This is a genomic window from Amycolatopsis sp. NPDC004772, from assembly GCF_053601215.1.
In genome coordinates, this window is the sequence record NZ_JBSGBK010000005.1 from 132,781 (window position 1) to 147,850 (window position 15,070).

The 15,070-nt window shown below is 72.9% G+C and carries 16 protein-coding genes; 4 read left to right on the top strand and 12 right to left on the bottom strand.

From position 1 onward, the window contains the following. Positions 1-15: 15 nt before the first annotated feature. The 6 genes from ACWEF6_RS05270 to ACWEF6_RS05295 all read right to left on the bottom strand — a co-directional run bounded on the left by ACWEF6_RS05270 (position 16) and on the right by ACWEF6_RS05295 (position 5,383). Entirely contained in the window at positions 16-1,167 is a 1,152-nt protein-coding gene (locus ACWEF6_RS05270; protein WP_449681749.1) for an LLM class flavin-dependent oxidoreductase, read from the bottom strand. Then, complete coding sequence (locus ACWEF6_RS05275; RefSeq protein ID WP_449681750.1) at positions 1,164-2,171, bottom strand: ABC transporter substrate-binding protein; 1,008 nt, start codon at positions 2,169-2,171, stop codon at positions 1,164-1,166. Before ACWEF6_RS05275 ends, ACWEF6_RS05270 begins: the two co-directional genes overlap by 4 nt. After that, positions 2,158-2,862: an ABC transporter ATP-binding protein gene (locus ACWEF6_RS05280; RefSeq protein ID WP_449681751.1), complete on the bottom strand. Its 705-nt coding sequence runs from the start codon at positions 2,860-2,862 to the stop codon at positions 2,158-2,160. The genes ACWEF6_RS05275 and ACWEF6_RS05280 overlap by 14 nt, the downstream gene beginning before the upstream one ends. Beyond that, the gene (locus ACWEF6_RS05285) at positions 2,847-3,668 is read right to left on the bottom strand and encodes an ABC transporter permease (protein WP_449681752.1); all 822 of its coding nucleotides are present in this window, start codon (positions 3,666-3,668) and stop codon (positions 2,847-2,849) included. The genes ACWEF6_RS05280 and ACWEF6_RS05285 overlap by 16 nt, the downstream gene beginning before the upstream one ends. Positions 3,669-3,788: 120 nt before the next feature. Continuing rightward, positions 3,789-4,499: an MBL fold metallo-hydrolase gene (locus ACWEF6_RS05290; RefSeq protein ID WP_449681753.1), complete on the bottom strand. Its 711-nt coding sequence runs from the start codon at positions 4,497-4,499 to the stop codon at positions 3,789-3,791. Then, the gene (locus tag ACWEF6_RS05295; RefSeq protein WP_449681754.1) at positions 4,496-5,383 is read right to left on the bottom strand and encodes a LysR family transcriptional regulator; all 888 of its coding nucleotides are present in this window, start codon (positions 5,381-5,383) and stop codon (positions 4,496-4,498) included. Before ACWEF6_RS05295 ends, ACWEF6_RS05290 begins: the two co-directional genes overlap by 4 nt. A gap of 104 nt (positions 5,384-5,487) precedes the next feature. On the opposite strand from ACWEF6_RS05295, the gene ACWEF6_RS05300 reads away from it, so the two are divergent. Next, positions 5,488-6,099, top strand: coding sequence for a dihydrofolate reductase family protein (locus tag ACWEF6_RS05300; RefSeq protein WP_449681755.1), 612 nt, complete (start codon positions 5,488-5,490; stop codon positions 6,097-6,099). Here the strand turns inward: ACWEF6_RS05300 and srmL are convergent. Both srmL and ACWEF6_RS05310 read right to left on the bottom strand, forming a co-directional pair. After that, positions 6,068-7,195, bottom strand: a complete 1,128-nt coding sequence (srmL, locus tag ACWEF6_RS05305) for a PheS-related mystery ligase SrmL (protein ID WP_449681756.1) — start codon at positions 7,193-7,195, stop codon at positions 6,068-6,070. The genes ACWEF6_RS05300 and srmL overlap by 32 nt on opposite strands. A 225-nt stretch (positions 7,196-7,420) precedes the next feature. After that, positions 7,421-7,933, bottom strand: coding sequence for a DinB family protein (locus tag ACWEF6_RS05310; RefSeq protein ID WP_449681757.1), 513 nt, complete (start codon positions 7,931-7,933; stop codon positions 7,421-7,423). 44 nt (positions 7,934-7,977) lie between these two features. Here ACWEF6_RS05310 and ACWEF6_RS05315 point away from each other — a divergent pair, with 44 nt between their 5' ends. From ACWEF6_RS05315 to ACWEF6_RS05325, 3 genes are read left to right on the top strand one after another with little or no spacing between them, the layout of a single operon-like run. Continuing rightward, positions 7,978-8,838, top strand: a complete 861-nt coding sequence (locus ACWEF6_RS05315) for a hypothetical protein (RefSeq protein WP_449681758.1) — start codon at positions 7,978-7,980, stop codon at positions 8,836-8,838. A 53-nt stretch (positions 8,839-8,891) separates the two neighbouring features. Then, positions 8,892-10,562 carry an ABC transporter ATP-binding protein gene (locus tag ACWEF6_RS05320; RefSeq protein ID WP_449681759.1) on the top strand — a complete coding sequence of 557 codons (1,671 nt, stop codon included), beginning with the start codon at positions 8,892-8,894 and terminating at the stop codon, positions 10,560-10,562. Beyond that, entirely contained in the window at positions 10,559-12,310 is a 1,752-nt protein-coding gene (locus tag ACWEF6_RS05325; protein WP_449681760.1) for an ABC transporter ATP-binding protein, read from the top strand. The genes ACWEF6_RS05320 and ACWEF6_RS05325 overlap by 4 nt, the downstream gene beginning before the upstream one ends. A 40-nt stretch (positions 12,311-12,350) precedes the next feature. On the opposite strand, the gene ACWEF6_RS05330 is transcribed toward ACWEF6_RS05325, so the two are convergent. The 4 genes from ACWEF6_RS05330 to panD all read right to left on the bottom strand — a co-directional run bounded on the left by ACWEF6_RS05330 (position 12,351) and on the right by panD (position 15,070). After that, on the bottom strand, positions 12,351-13,301 hold the full coding sequence (locus tag ACWEF6_RS05330) for an RICIN domain-containing protein (protein ID WP_449681761.1): 951 nt from the start codon (positions 13,299-13,301) through the stop codon (positions 12,351-12,353). 44 nt (positions 13,302-13,345) lie between these two features. Then, positions 13,346-13,555, bottom strand: a complete 210-nt coding sequence (locus ACWEF6_RS05335; RefSeq protein WP_191306322.1) for an MbtH family protein — start codon at positions 13,553-13,555, stop codon at positions 13,346-13,348. A gap of 11 nt (positions 13,556-13,566) precedes the next feature. Beyond that, positions 13,567-14,589, bottom strand: coding sequence for an ABC transporter substrate-binding protein (locus ACWEF6_RS05340; RefSeq protein ID WP_449681762.1), 1,023 nt, complete (start codon positions 14,587-14,589; stop codon positions 13,567-13,569). A 67-nt stretch (positions 14,590-14,656) separates the two neighbouring features. Next, positions 14,657-15,070 (bottom strand): aspartate 1-decarboxylase, encoded by a 414-nt coding sequence (gene panD, locus ACWEF6_RS05345; RefSeq protein ID WP_449681763.1) that lies wholly within the window; start codon positions 15,068-15,070, stop codon positions 14,657-14,659.

The following is a 15,070-nucleotide window of genomic DNA, read 5'->3' on the forward strand; positions in this document are numbered from 1 at the left end:
GTCGTGTCCAAGGAGCTACAGCGCCGCGACGTTGCGCTCCGGGTGCGCCGGCCGATGCAGGGCCGGGACGTCGGCCAGCAGGCCGCGGCGGGCCAGCACCGGGCGGACGCCGTCGCCGAACCAGTACGCCTCCTCCAGGTGCGGGTAGCCCGACAGCACGAACTCGGTCACGCCGACGCTGTGGTACTCCTCGATCAGGTCCGCGACCTCTTCGTGGCTGCCGACCAGCGCGGTCCCCGCGCCGCCGCGGACCAGGCCGACGCCGGCCCACAGGTGCGGGTGGATCTCCAGCCCGCGGACGCCGCCGTCGGTCCGGCCGCCGTGCAGCGCGACCATCCGCTGCTGCCCGACCGACTCGCTCGCCGCCAGCTGGGCCTGCGCCTTGGCGACCTGCTCGGGGCTCAGCGCGTCGAGCAGCTTCTGCGCCTCCGCCCAGGCCTCGGCCGAGGTGTCGCGCGAGATCGTGTGCAGCCGGACGCCGAACCGGATCGGCCGGTCCCCGGCCAGTTCGCGCACCTTGCCGATCTTCTCGGCGACCTGCGCGGGCGGCTCGCCCCAGGTCAGGTAGACGTCGGCGTGGCGCGCCGCGACCGGCAGCGCGGCCGGGGACGAGCCGCCGAAGTAGATCGGCGGCACCGGGTCCGGTGCGGCCGGCGTCGTCGCGCCTTCGACCCGCAGGTGCTCGCCGGCGAAGCTGAACGGCTCGCCGGACCAGACGCCGCGGACGATGGTCAGGAACTCGTCGGTGCGGGCGTACCGGGCGTCGTGGTCGTGCCAGTCGCCGAAGCGGCGCTGCTCGACCGCGTCGCCGCCGGTGACGATGTTGAGCAGCACGCGTCCGCCGGACAGGCGCTGGAACGTCCCCGCCATCTGCGCGGCGAGCGTCGGCGAGATGACGCCCGGGCGGAAGGCGACCAGGAACTTCAGCCGGGTCGTCTCCCGGATCAGCGCGGCCGTGGTGAGCCACGCGTCCTCGCACCACGTGCCCGTCGGCGTCAGGACGCCTTCGAAGCCCTGCCGCTCGGCCGCGCGGGCGACCTGGGCCAGGTAGTCGAGGTCCGGGTCGCGCTGGGCGGCCGGGCCCGCGGACCGGTTGGCGTGGAAGCGTTCCACGATCGTGCGGCCGTCGCCGCTGGTGGGCAGGAACCAGTGCAGCCTGATGCTCATCCGTTGCTCCTCGCCTGGTCCAGGTCGGGACCGAACCGCCGGTCGACGAAGGCGGCGAAGTCCACCTTGCCCGGCAGAGTCTTCTCGTCGGTGAAGGCGTCCGCGAGCTGCTGTTCGGACGCCACCACCGAGTCGTCCAGCACGATCGGCAGGTCACGGCCCGCTTCGACGGCCTTCCGCGCGACTTCGAGCTTCAGCCCGGTCTCCTTGGCCCACGCCTGCGCCCACACTTCGCGGTGCGTGTCGGCCCACTTCTGCGCCTTGACCACGCGCACGGCGAAGTCCCGCAGGGCGGAGTTCTTGCCGGGATCGCCGAGCGCGGCGGTGCTCGCGGTCAGGAAGCCGAGGCCGTTCGACGCGCCCCGGCCGTCGGCCAGCACCCGCGCGTGGGCTTCGATCTGCGCCTGGGCGGTGTAGGGGTCCCAGATCGCCCAGGCGTCGATGGTGTGCTGCGTGAACGCGGCGTAGGCCTCCGACGGCTGCAGGAAGCTCAGTTTGACGTCCTTTGTGGACAATCCGTTGTTGTGCAGGGTGTTCAGGAGCTGCCCGTGCGCCGAGGAGCCCTTGGCGACGCCGATCGTCTTGCCCTTCAGCGAAGCGACGTTCTGCAGCGGCGAGTCCGGCGGGACGAGGAGGGCTTCCCGCTCGACATTGCTGCGCGAGACGCTGATCACCTTGATCTTCGCCTTCGCGGCGGCGGCGAAGATCGGCGGCGTGTTGCCGACGCGCCCGGTGTCGATCGCGCCGGCCGAGGCGGCTTCGAGCAGCGGCGGGCCGGAGGTGAACGTGGCCCACTCGATCTGGTACGGCGCCCCCTGCAGCAGGTTCGCGGCGGTGAGCAGGGACTTGACGCCGCCCTTCTGGTCGCCGACCTTGAGCGTCACCTTCGCCAGGTCGGCCGCGCTCACCGAGGCGGGCACGGGCGCTTCCCCGCTGGTCGCCGTCCCGCAGGCGGAGACCACGAGGGCCGCCGCGACCACGATGATTCCCTTACGCCACAGCATCTTCGGTCACTCCCAGGTCGGCCAGCACGCGGCGGCGGAGGGTGTCGTGGTCGGCGGCTTCGCGCGGCCGGTGCGCGGCCACGATCCGGCCGCCGTCGAGCACCAGGACGCGGTCGGCGAGCCGCAGGGCTTCGTCGACGTCGTGGGTCACCAGCAGCACACCCGGCCGGTGCCGCCGCCAGAGGTCCTGGACGAGGCCGTGCATGGAGATCCGGGTGAGTGCGTCGAGGGCGCCGAACGGCTCGTCGAGCAGCAGCAAGTCCGGCTCCCGCACGAGCGCGCGGGCCAGCGAAACGCGCTGGGCCTCGCCGCCGGACAGCGTGAGCGGCCAGTCGTCGGCGTGCTCGGCCAGGTGCACCTCGGCCAGCGCCTTCTCGGCGAGCGCCCGGTTGCGGGACTTCGTGACGCCGTCCTGGCGCAGTCCGAGCACGACGTTGCGCCAGACCTTCCGCCACGGCAGCAATCTCGGCTGCTGGAACGCGACCGAAACGGTGCCGGTGACGTCCACGCCGCCTTCGACGTCGGAATCCAGGCCGGCGAGCACCCGCAGCAGCGTCGACTTGCCGGACCCGCTGCGGCCGAGCAGGGCGACGAACTCGCCGCGGCCGACGGTCAGGTCGAGGCCGGAGAGGACGGTCCGGTCGCCGAACCGCTTGGTCAGACCGCGGACCTGCGCTACCGGGTTCGCCACCGCAGCACCTTCCGTTCCAGCAGCCGGACCAGCGCGTCGGTGACCAGGCCGAGCAGGGCGTACAGGACCAGCCCCACGACCACGACGTCGGTGCGCAGGAATTCCCGGGCGTTGTTGATGAGGTAACCGACCCCGGCATCGGCGTTGACGGTCTCGCCGACGATCAGCGCGAGCCAGGCCAGGCCGAGCGACTGCCGCAGCCCGACGAGGGTTTGGGGCAGCGCGCCGGGCAGGACGACGTGCCACAGCCGTTCCGGGCGGCTGAACCCGAGCGCCCGGGAGGCTTCGACCAGCGCCGGATCGGCGCCGCGGATTCCCGAATGGACGTTGAGGTAGAGCGGGAAGGCCACGCCGAGGGCGACCAGCACGATCTTCGTCTCTTCGCCGATCCCGAACCACAGGATGAACAGCGGGATCAGGCCGAGGAACGGCAGCGTGCGCAGCATCTGGACCGGCGGGTCGACCAGGGCTTCACCCCAGCGCGACAACCCGGAGACGATGCCGAGCAGGACACCGGCGACGGCGCCGAGCGCGAAGCCGGCGCCGACCCGGCCGAGCGAAACGGCGAAGGCGTCACCGAGTTCGCCGCTGCGGGCGGCCTCGACGCCGGCCTGCACGACCGTCCACGGTGCACTGAGTTTGTCGGAGGGCAGGACACCGGTGGCGCTGGCGAGCTGCCAGGCGGCGAGCAGCACCACCGGGCTGATCCAGCGCCGCAGATCGGGCCGCCGCCGCACGGCGGTGCGCGGCGGCCCGGCGGCGCGCTTCCGGGCGTGCGCGAGCACGCCCGTGGTGGAAATCGACACGGATTTCTCCCGGGGGACGGTCGGGGTTGCGTGGTCCCGACCATCGGGTCCCCGGGAGGGGAAGTCAATCGGCGCCCACTCCGTGAACTCCCGGTGTTTCAGCCCGTGGAACGACTTGGCTCAGCCGCCGAACATGACCTTCCATTCGTCGAGCGACCGCGGCCGGTAGACGAAGTTGCTGCGCTTGACTTCGGACAGCGCGGCGGACGGCTCGGCCGAGTACTGGTGCCCGGGGTAGACGACCGGGTCACCGGCCAGGCCGGCGAGCGCTTGCAGGCTGCGGTAGATCTCCTCGGCGTCACCGCCGGGGAAGTCGGTGCGGCCACAGCCTTCCAGGAAGAGCGTGTCGCCGGAGACGAGCTTGTCCTCGACCAGGAAGCACTGGCTGCCCGGCGTGTGCCCGGGCGTGTGCAGCAACCGGATCGGGATCGCCCCGACCTCGAGGACGTCGTCGTGGTCGTGGGCGCGCAGATCGGTGCCGGAGACACCGGTGACCCGCTTGACCCATTCGGTTTCGGCGCCGTTGACGTGGATCGGCACCTGCTCGACGGCGAGCAGTTCGGCGATGCCGGGCAGGGAGAAGCCGAGCATCTCGCCGCCGACGTGGTCGGGGTGGTGGTGGGTGGCCAGCACCCCGGTGAGCCGCATCCCGTCCTGCGCCAGGACGTCGAGCAGATCCCGCACGGCGTAGGCGGGATCGACGATGACGGCGTCCTGGGTCTCGCGGTCGCCGATGAGGTAGGCGAAGTTCACCATCTGCGTCGCCACGGGATCCCCGACGGCGAAGTCACGGCCGGCGAGCAGCTGCCGGAAGTAGAGCCGATCAGTCATGCCGGACACCCTACGGGCCCCGCAGCGGCGGCCTGGGTGAGAGCGGCCAGGACGGCGGCCACCGCGGGCGGGTCCGGCGGGTCGCCGTAGGTGGCCGCGTGGATGCCTCGGTGGACGCCCGGGATTGCGGTCGCGTGGATTTCCGGATTGCGGTGCGCCTGCAACGCCAGCCCGGGCAGGATCGCGACTCCGAGACCAGCCGCGACCAAGGACTGCACCACGACCATGTCGTCGCTGGACGTGCCGAGGCGCGGGACGAACCCCACCTGCGCGCAGACGGCCGTCAGCTCCGCGCGGCACCGGTCGCAGCCGCCGATCCAGGCCGCGTCGCGGTGGCTGGCGAGGCTGTCGTCGGGCCGGCGGCTGATCAGGTGGATCGGGTCGTCGGCGAGGTGGCGGAACCGGACCCCGTCCTCCTCGGCCGGGGCGTCCGCGAGCTGGAAGACGAGGGCGACGTCGAGTTCTCCCCGGCGCAGCATGTCCAGTGCTTCGACGGGATGCCGGTCGAACAGGCTCAGCTCGAGCCCCGGGTGCGCCTCCGCCAGCGACGCGGCCGCCCGCGGCACGAGGGTGCACAGCGCCGAGGCGTTGGCGGCCAGCCGGACGCGCCCGGACCGCAGGCCGACCTGCGCGGCCAGTTCTTCGGCCGCCGCGGCCACGCGTCCGGCGATTTCGGCGGCGCGGTCGGCCAGCAGGCGGCCTTCCGGCGTCAGGCGGATCCCGCGGCCGGCCCGCTGCACGAGCCGGGCGCCGGTGGCCGCTTCCAGGCGGGCCAGGTGGTGGCTGACCGACGGCTGCGAATAGTGGAGTTCCCGGGCCGCTTCGGTCACCGACCCGTGACGGGCCACCGCGGCCAGGACCTTGAGCTGGACCAGGTTCAGCATTCATCGAGAATATCAATGGTTCGTCGGCTCGATTGGCATTGGACGTCATGTGACGCCCTGCGCCATCCTGGGCGCCGGAACAGCCGACCGAGGAGGACACGGACATGACCGGCAAGGTGACCTGCGACCTCACGATCACCCTCGACGGCTACGCCGCCGGGCACCACCAGACCGAGCAGCGCCCCTTCGGCGACGACGGCGGCGACGGCTGGGGCGACAAGCTGCACGCCTGGTACGGCGAAGGCCGCGACCAGCACCCCGCCGAGTTCGACCGGATGCTGACGGCGAAGGCGTTCATCATGGGGCGCAACATGTTCGGCCCGGTGCGCGGCGAGTGGGACCGGCCGTGGACGGGGTGGTGGGGCGACAACCCGCCGTACCACGGCCCGGTGTTCGTGCTCACCCACCACCCGCGCGAGCCGCAGCCGATGGCGGGCGGCACCACGTTCCACTTCGTCACCGACGGCATCGAGGCCGCGATGGCCCGCGCCCGCGAGGCGGCCGGCGACGGCGGGATCTCCGTCCACGGCGGCGCGACCACCGTCAACCAGTACCTCGCCGCCGGCTTGATCGACGAGCTCCGGCTGCACGTCGCGCCGTACACCCTCGGCGACGGCGTCCGGCTCTTCGACGGCGTCCCGCGGCTGAACCTCGAGCAGATCGACGCGCGGGCCACGGCCTCGATCACGCACCTGCGCTATCGCGTCCTCCGGTGAGCCCGGCCCACTGGTGGCCGCTCCCCCGGTGCAGGGCGGCGTAGGCCCGATCCCGGAGGACGTTCGCCTCGTGGTCGGACAGCGTCCGGTCCAGCGGTCGGAGCACCAGGCGGACGAGCAGGTTCTTCTGGTCCGGCGTCGCGCCGAGGCGGGCCCGGGCCTGCGCCGGCAGCCGGGCGTACGGCGTCTCCTGCCGGATCTCGACCGACTCGACGACGTCGGCGTCTTCGCCGAGGGCGTCGCGGACGCGGTCGCCGAGGTCTTCGGCGCGGTCGTCGGCCGGGACCGCGATCGACAGGTCGCGGCGCACCGGCGGCAGCGCGGAGACCGGCCGGTAGGGCGCGAGGTCCGTCAGCTGGGCGGCGACGGCCGGCTCGGTGGAGCGCAGCAGCCGGATGTCCGGGATGCCCTTGCGCAGCATGACCATCCGGTCGAGACCCAGGCCGAGTGCCAGGCCGGACCAGCCGTCCCTGAGCCCCGCCCGCGCGAGGACGGCGGGGTGGGCGAGGCCGCACTCGGCGACCTCGACCCAGCGCCCGTCGTGCTCGACGTCGAGCTGCGCACCGTCCACTGTGTACGGATGGCGGCGCGGTTCGAGCCGCCACCGCAGGCCCGGCACGAGGGCGGCGACCATGTCCTCGAGGTCGGCCCGGGTGACGGTCCCGCGGACGATCCGCCAGAGGTCGAGCTGGTGCGGCGTGCCGCTGTGCAGCCGGTCGATGCTGTCGCGGCGGTAGACGAGGCCGGGACACACGAGCAGGACGTCGTCGGCCGGGTTCGCGGCCAGGTCTCGCAGCGCGGCGGGGACGAGGGCGGTGGCGTGGCTGCGCAGGACGTGCTCGGTGTCGACGTACCGGGTGTAACGGGCGTCGCGCGTGACGTCGGCCGGGTCGTAGCCGAGGTTGTCGTAGTTGTCGGCCACGGTGACGATGCGCTCGCCCGGCCATCGCCGGACAGCGCACGGCCACCGGCCGGCGAGCGCCTCGACGGCCTGGTCGACGACGAGCCGGACGGCATGGGGGCCGCCGGCCGGGTCGGTGAGGTCGCGGACGGCGAGATCGCGCGCGAGCTGGGCGGGGGTGAGTGTTTCGGGCATGACGGAACCTCCGGGCTCGGGACGGCTGAGGACGTGGGTCCCCCTGGCCCGGACACCCGGCGGCGGTTCAGGCTGCGGTCATGGCACCGGACCCCCGCTGGCGCCCGGAACGGGCCAGGGGGCCGGTAAATCGGCGGTATTCCGCAACGACGGCCACGGGTCCAGGATAGCCGCGCCTGTCACCCGGATTTCCCGCGCGGATCGCTCCGCCACCTCACCGTCGGATCACTCCCCCACCTCTCCGTCGGCCAGTTCGCGCAGCACGTCCAGGTGCCCCACGTGCCGCGCCGTCTCCTGCACGACGTGCGCCACCACCCAGCGCACCGTGAACTCCGACCGCCGCCGTGTCCGGTCGTCCGGGCCCAGCCCGCGTAGCGCCTTCTCCACCCGTGCCCACTCCGCCTTGTACGCCGCCACCACCGCGGCCGGCGTGTCGTCCGGGCCGACGTCCCAGCTCGGGTCCGGGCTGCCCGCCCACAGCGAGGGCAGGTCCGCCCCGCCCGCCTCGATCGCCAGCCACCAGCGCTCGACCGCCGTCAGGTGCTTCACCACCCCCAGCGCACTCATCCGGGGCGACGCGGGCAACGGGGTCGCCGAGGCCTGCACCGCCGTCAGCCCCGCCAGCTTGTTCACCGCCGTCGCGCGGAGGAACTGCAGGAAGTCCAGCAGCAGACGCAGCTCGTCGGCCGCCAGCGGGGCGGGCCACTGGCGGTGCGTCTTCGAACTCGTGTTCGACATAGCCGCACCGTACCCCACGGGTCCGACAAAATAGAGTGACCGGCATGTGGTGGGGACTGCTCTGCGCCCTCGGCGCGGCATGCGCGTACGGCGTGGCTTCGGTGATGCAGTCGGTCGCCGCCCGCGCGACCGACACCGGGGCCGACGGCGTCGACCCCAAACTGCTGGTCCGCGTGCTCGGCCAGTGGAAGTTCGTGCTCGGCCTCTCCCTCGACGTCCTCGGGTTCGTCGCGCAGATCGCGGCCCTGCACGTCCTGCCCCTGTTCGTCGTTCAGGCCGCGCTGGCCGCGAGCCTCGCCGTGACCGCCGTCGCCGCGCGGTTCCTCGGCGTGCGGCTCGGCAAGAAGGAGTGGGCGGCCGTCGTGGTCGTGTGCGCCGGGCTTGCCCTGCTCGGCACCGCCGCCGAAAGCGAGGGCTCGGACCCCGTCGGGCTCGGCTTCCGCCTCGGCCTGGTGGGCGCGGTCGCCGTGCTCGCCGTGGCCGGGATCGCCGCGGGCAAGGCGAGCCGCCGGATCCGGACCCCGGCGCTCGGACTCGTCGCCGGCCTGTGCTTCGGCGTCGTCGCCATCGCCGGCCGGATCATCCCCAGCCTCGCCCCGCTCGACCTGCTCACCGACCTGGCCACCTACACCGTCGCGATCGCCGGCGGGATGGCGATGCTGTTCTACGCGACGGCGTTGCAGCGCGGCAGCGTCACGACTTCGACCGCGATGATGGTGCTCGGCGAGACGGTCTTCCCGTCCCTGGTCGGCGTGCTCGCCCTCGGCGACCGCACCCGGCCCGGCTTCGCGCTCGTCGCCGTCGCCGGGTTCGCCCTCGCCGTGCCGGCCGCGCTCGCGCTGGCCCGGTTCGGCGAACCGGCGACCGAATCGCGCAATGAGACGAAGCCGACCGTTTTCCCGTAACTCCTTTACTTAGACTAGCCTTACCTATCCCAGCTCTGGAGAGGGAGGCGCGGGTGCGCACGACGGGACGGCAGGTCCTCCGCCGGTCGATCGCCGGGCAACGACGATCGGTGGCGCTCGCCGCGCTGCTGACCGCGGCCCACCAAGGCGGCGAAGCACTGGTCCCGGTGGTGATCGGCGTGGTCATCGACCAGGCCGTCGCGGGCGGCTCGATCGGCACGCTGCTGAGCTGGCTGGCCGTCCTGGGCGTGCTCTTCGCCGCGCTGTCCACCAGCTACCGGCTCGGAGCCCGCTTCGGCGAACGGGCCGCCGAGCGCGCGGCCCACGACCTGCGCCTCGACGTCGGTCGCCGCGTGCTGCACCCCGGCGGCGTCGCCGATTCCGGCACGCTCGCCGGGGAGCTGGTGAGCATCGGGACGTCGGACGCCAAGCGCGTCGGCACCGTCAACGGCGTCCTCCCCTTCGGCGTCGCCGGCCTGGCCGGGCTGCTGGTCAGCGCCGTCGCGCTGCTCACCATGTCGCTGCCGCTCGGCCTGCTCGTGCTGCTGGGCACGCCGCCGATGCTGTATCTCGCGCACCTCATCGGCAAGCCCCTGGAGCGCCGCAGCGAAGCCGAGCAGGAGCGCTCGGCGTTCGCCTCGGGCGTCGCCACCGACCTCGTCGCCGGGCTGCGGGTGCTGAAGGGCGTCGGCGCCGAACGCGCCGCCGTCGACCGCTACCGCCGGACCAGCCAGGACTCGCTGCGGGCGACCCTGCGCGCGGCCCGCGCCCAGGCCTGGCACAACGGCGCGCTGCTGGCGCTCACCGGCATCTTCATCGCCGTGGTCGCCCTGGTCGGCGGCAACCTCGCCGCGGCGGGTGAGATCAGCGTCGGCGACCTGGTCGCCGCGGTCGGGCTCGCGCAGTACCTGATCACGCCGTTCTCGATCTTCTCGTGGGTCAACGGCGAACTCGCGCAGGGCCGCGCGTCGGCCGCCCGCATCGCCGACGTGCTGAACGCGCCGCCCGCCGTCGGCGCCGGGGACGCGACGCTGCCGGTGCCGGCGGCCGGGCACGTCAAGCTGTCCGCGCTGAACCGCGGTGCCCTGCGGGACGTCGGCTTCGAAGTACGGCCGGGCGAGCTGCTCGGCGTGGTGGCCACCGACCCGGCCGCCGCGACGGACCTCCTCGACTGCCTGGGCCGCGCCGCCGATCCCGCGGGCGGCTCGGTCTCGGTCGACTCGGTGGACCTGTCCACTGTGGACCCGAGTCGGGTGCGCGAGGTGGTGCTGGTCGCCGCGCACGACGCGGACCTGTTCGCCGGCACGGTCGCCGAGAACATCGAGACCGGCCCGAAGACCGCCGAAGCGATGACCGCGGCCGCCGTGGACGAGGTGGCGAGCGCGCTGCCCGACGGCGTCGCGACCGCCGTCACCGAACGCGGGCGGTCGCTCTCGGGCGGGCAGCGGCAGCGGGTCGCGCTCGCCCGGGCGCTCGCCGCCGACGCGCCGGTGCTGGTGCTGCACGACCCGACGACCGCCGTCGACACCGTCACCGAGGCCCGGATCGCCGCGGGGCTCGCCGGCCTGCGGCGCGGCCGCACCACCATCCTCGTCACCACCAGCCCGGCGCTGCTGGCCGCCACCGACCGCGTCGTCCTGCTCGACGACGGGCGGGTCGCGGGCGAAGGCAGTCACGCCGAGCTGGCCGGCCGTCCCGACTACCGAGCGGCGGTGCTGTCATGACCCGCGAACTCCTGCCCGTGGCCGACGGACGGCGGATCCGCGCCGTCCTCGGCGAGCTCATCGGCCGGGCGAAGGGCCACGCGGCGGCCGCGTTCACGATGCTGTTCGCGGCCACGGCGATCGGCCTGCTGACCGCGCCGCTGCTCGGCCGGGTCGTCGACCTGGTCGCGACGCACCGCCCGGCCGCGGAACTCGTCACGCCGGTGGTGGGGCTGGTGCTCGTCGCGGTGGCGCAGGCAGTGGCGACGGCGATCGGCGTGTCGCTGGTGGCGCGGCTGGGCGAGACGATCCTGGCCGAGCTGCGCGAACGGTTCGTCGAACGCGCCCTCGGCCTGCCGCTCGAACAGCTCGAACGCGCCGGGTCCGGCGACCTCACCGCCCGCGTGACGAACGACGTCTCGGTGGTCGCCGAGGGCGTCCGGCAGGCCCTGCCCGAGCTGGGCCGGTCGGTGCTGACGGTCGTGCTGACCCTCGGGGCGCTGGCCGTGCTGGACTGGCGGTTCCTGCTGGCCGCGCTCCTGGCCGTGCCGGTCCAGCTGTGGACCGTGCGCTGGTACGTGCCGCGCGCGAAGCCGTTGTACGCCGCGCAGCGCGAGGCGGTCGGGACGCAACAGCAGCAGCTGCTGGACACCATCGGCGGCGCGAAGACGGTCCGGGCGTTCCGGCTCGCGGACACGCACCTGAACCGGGTCCGCGAGCGGTCCGACGCGGCGGTGTCGCTGGCGCTGCAGGGCATCCGCCTGGTCACGCGGTTCTACGCGCGGCTCAACCTGGCGGAGTTCATCGGGCTGTCGGCCGTGCTGGCGCTCGGGTTCGTGCTGGTGGGCGCGGACGCGGTGACCGTCGGTGTCGCGACGGCCGCGGCCCTGTACTTCCACAGCCTGTTCGGGCCGATCACGACGGCGCTGGCGCTGGTCGACGACGCGCAGGCGGCCGCGGCCAGCCTCGCGCGGCTGATCGGCGTCGCGGATCTGCCCGCCGAAGCCTCCCCCGCGCAGCCGTCCCGGCCGGTCGACGCTTCGGTGAAGACGGCGGGGATCGGTTACTCCTATGTGGACGGACACCCGGTGCTGCGCGACGTCGACCTCGGCGTCGCGCCCGGGGAACGGGTGGCGCTGGTCGGCGCGAGCGGAGCCGGGAAGACGACGCTGGCCAAGCTGATCGCCGGCATCCACCGCCCGGACGCGGGCTCGGTGACGCTCGGCGGCGTGTCCTTGGACGAGCTGGGGCCGGAAGCCACCCGGCGGACCGTCGGGCTGATCAGCCAGGAGGTCCACGTCTTCGCGGGGACGCTGGCCGACGACCTGCGGCTGGCCCGCCCGGAGGCGACGGACGCCGAACTGCGGGAGGCGCTGGCCAAGGTGGGGGCGCTGACGTGGGTCTCGTCGCTGCCGGACGGGCTGGCGACGGTCGTCGGCGAAGGCGGTCACCAGCTGACGGTGACGCAGGCGCAGCAATTGGCGCTGGTACGGCTGGTGCTGGCGGACCCGCCGATCGCGATCCTCGACGAGGCCACGGCGGAGGCGGGCAGCGCGGGCTCGAAGGTCCTGGAGTCGGCGGCCGCGGCGGCCCTGGAGGGACGCACGGCGCTGGTGGTGGCCCACCGCCTCACCCAGGCGGCGGCGTCCGACCGGATCGTGGTCCTCGACGAGGGTGCGGTCGTGGAGTCCGGAACCCACGACGACCTGGTCGCCGCCGGCGGCCGGTACGCGAAGCTGTGGGCGGCCTGGTCCGGGCAGCGCGCCTGACGCCGGTGCCGGCCGGCCCCGGCCGGCACCGCGGGTCGGATCAGGCGGCGGTCAGGCTCCACTTCTGCCAGTTCGCCAGGGACGTGCGCGCGGAGGTCGAGATGGTGCCGCTTCCGCTCGGAATGAGGTAATTGCCGCTGGCGACGTTGCGCACCCGGACCGTGCCGATCAGGTCCGGCTCGATCCGCCACTGCTGCGCCGGGTCGTCCGCGGCACAGGCACTCACCAGGTCGACGCGGGGCGATCCGGACGACCCGGTGCGCAGGCAGGTGCCGGTCGCGAGGTTGCGCAGCTGGGTCACGCCTTCGCCGAGCTCGACCCGCTGGAACTTCTGTGCCACCGCGGCGGCGCAGTCGGCCTGCTTCACGGCGGTGCCACTGGCCTCGGCGCACTTGCGCTCCGACACGCTCTTGACCTGGACGACCTGGCCGGTGGTGTCCGGCGGCGGGGCCGGCGCGGTCCCGGTGACCCTGACCTGCCACCGCTGGTAGTCGCTGCGGCCCGCGTCGTTCAGGAACACGCCGAAGTTGTCGTACAGGACGGTGTCGGCCACCCGGCCCGTCTTGGCGTGCGTCAGCTTCTCGCCGCCGAGCACCCAGTACTGGTCTTCGTCCTCGTCGTCGCATTCGAAGCGGACGACATTGTTCATCCCCTTGACGCAGGTGCGGTCACCGAGGTTGCGGAGGATCACCTTGTCCCCGTCCACCGGAATCCGCTCCCACTGCTGGGTTTGCGCCCCGGTGCAGGTTTCCACCGTCAGCCAGGCATAGGTCGGCGCCCCGACACCGAGGCATTTGCCCAGGGCGACGTTCTTGATTTCGAGCGTCTGATTGGTTTCGGCCATCGCGGGAGCGGTGACTCCCCATCCCAGTGCCGCTGCGGCCGCGATGACGGCGAAGATGCGCGAAGTGATTTTCACCCGGCGGACGATAGCGATCCGGACAGACCGGGGGATACCGAATTGAATGCGCCAGGGCTGAATGGACGGCACGCCGGAAGCCGAATGGGCTTCCGGCGTGCCGTGCTGGAGGGTGGTCAGGCGTCCATGGCGTCGGCCAGGGACTTCGGGCGCATGTCCGTCCAGTTCGCTTCCACGTGGTCCAGGCACTCCTGGCGGGACGACGGGCCGAAGGCGACCGTCCAGCCGGCCGGGACGTCCGCGAACTCCGGCCACAGGCTGTGCTGGTTCTCGGCGTTCACCAGGACCAGGTACGTCGCCGACGGGTCTTCGAACGGGTTGGTCATCGCGGGCCTCCTCAGGCGGTGATGTCCGTGCGGGCACCCTTCACCAGCGCGGTCAGCTGCTGGATGACCGGCGTGGCGAGCAGGTGGTTGAAGCGCGGCTCGGCCGACCAGTCGCCGAGCTGGTTCGCCTTGACCGCGGGCAGCTGGTTCCAGGTGGGGAACTGCGTCATCTGGGCCCGCGGCAGCGCGTACGAACGCGAGTCGGTCAGGATCAGGTCGGCCGGGTACTTGCCCGCCTGCTCCCAGGACAGCTGCTCCCAGTAGTCCTCGCTGCCGCCGCCGGAGACGATGTCCAGGCCGAGCTCGCGGTAGTACGCGAGGTCGGCGAAGAAGTCCGGCTTCGCGATGTACAGGCCGTCCTTGTCGCCGTAGAGCACCAGGACCTTGAGGCCGGCCTTTTCCTTGGCCGCCGCGCGCAGGTCTTCGGACGCCTTGTCGAAGTCCTCCTTGGCCTTCTTCATGGTTTCCGAGTTCGCGTCGCCGCCCAGCGCAACGGCCAGCTGCGAGTAGCGCTCGATCACCTTGGGCAGCGTGACCTTGTACTCCGAGAGCGCGACGATCGGCGCGACCTGCTGCACCTTGGGGCCGAGGTCGTCGGTGAGCACCCACATGTCCGTCGGCTTGGTGCCGGTCAGGCCGGTGACGACCAGGTCCGGCTTCAGCGCGGCGAACTTCTCCATGCTGAAGTCGTCCCAGGCGTTGCCGATCGAGGTGACGGCGTTGAGGTCGATGTTGCCGGCCTGGATCTCCTTGCCGCCGTCGGCCTTCTTCTGCGGGCCGAACACGCCGACCGGGCGGACGCCGTAGTCCCACAGCGCGGCGGCCGAGCTGGCGTAGGCCACCACCCGCGCCGGACGCTGGTCGCGCGCGGCCTTCTGGCCGCGGTCGTCGGTGAACTCCCACGGGCCGGAGGCGCCGGCCGCCTGCTTGTCGTCGCCGCTGCCGCACGCGGTGAGGGCCGCGGCAGCCGCGACGCCGCCCGCGCCGATCAGGAAACCACGCCGGCTGAGCCCGGCGGCTGGGAACAAGGACATGAGCACCTCTCGCAGACCAGTAACTTAGGCATACCTTATTTAGGTAAGCCTCGCAAAAGCAACTGTGTCAGCGCCCACGGCCCGAAAGCTGCGCTTCCGCTCCCGGCACCGGTTCGGCGGGGTCGTGTCCGAGGTGGACCTGCCGGTTGTCCGCGTCGACGTGCACCACCCGCGGCCGGTGCCCGGCGCGCTCGGCCTCCTCCACCTGCGCGTAGGTGATGATGATGACGAGGTCGCCGGGGTGCACGAGGTGCGCCGCGGCGCCGTTGACGCCGATCACCCCGGACCCGGGCTCGCCGGTGATGGCGTAGGTCTCCAGCCGGGCGCCGTTGGTGATGTCGACGACCTGGACCTGCTCCCCCTCGACGATGTCCGCGGCGGCCATCAGGTCCGCGTCGATGGTCAGCGAGCCGACGTAGTGCAGGTCGGCCTGGGTGACGGTGGCGCGGTGGATCTTGGCGTTCATCAGGGTGCGGTGCAC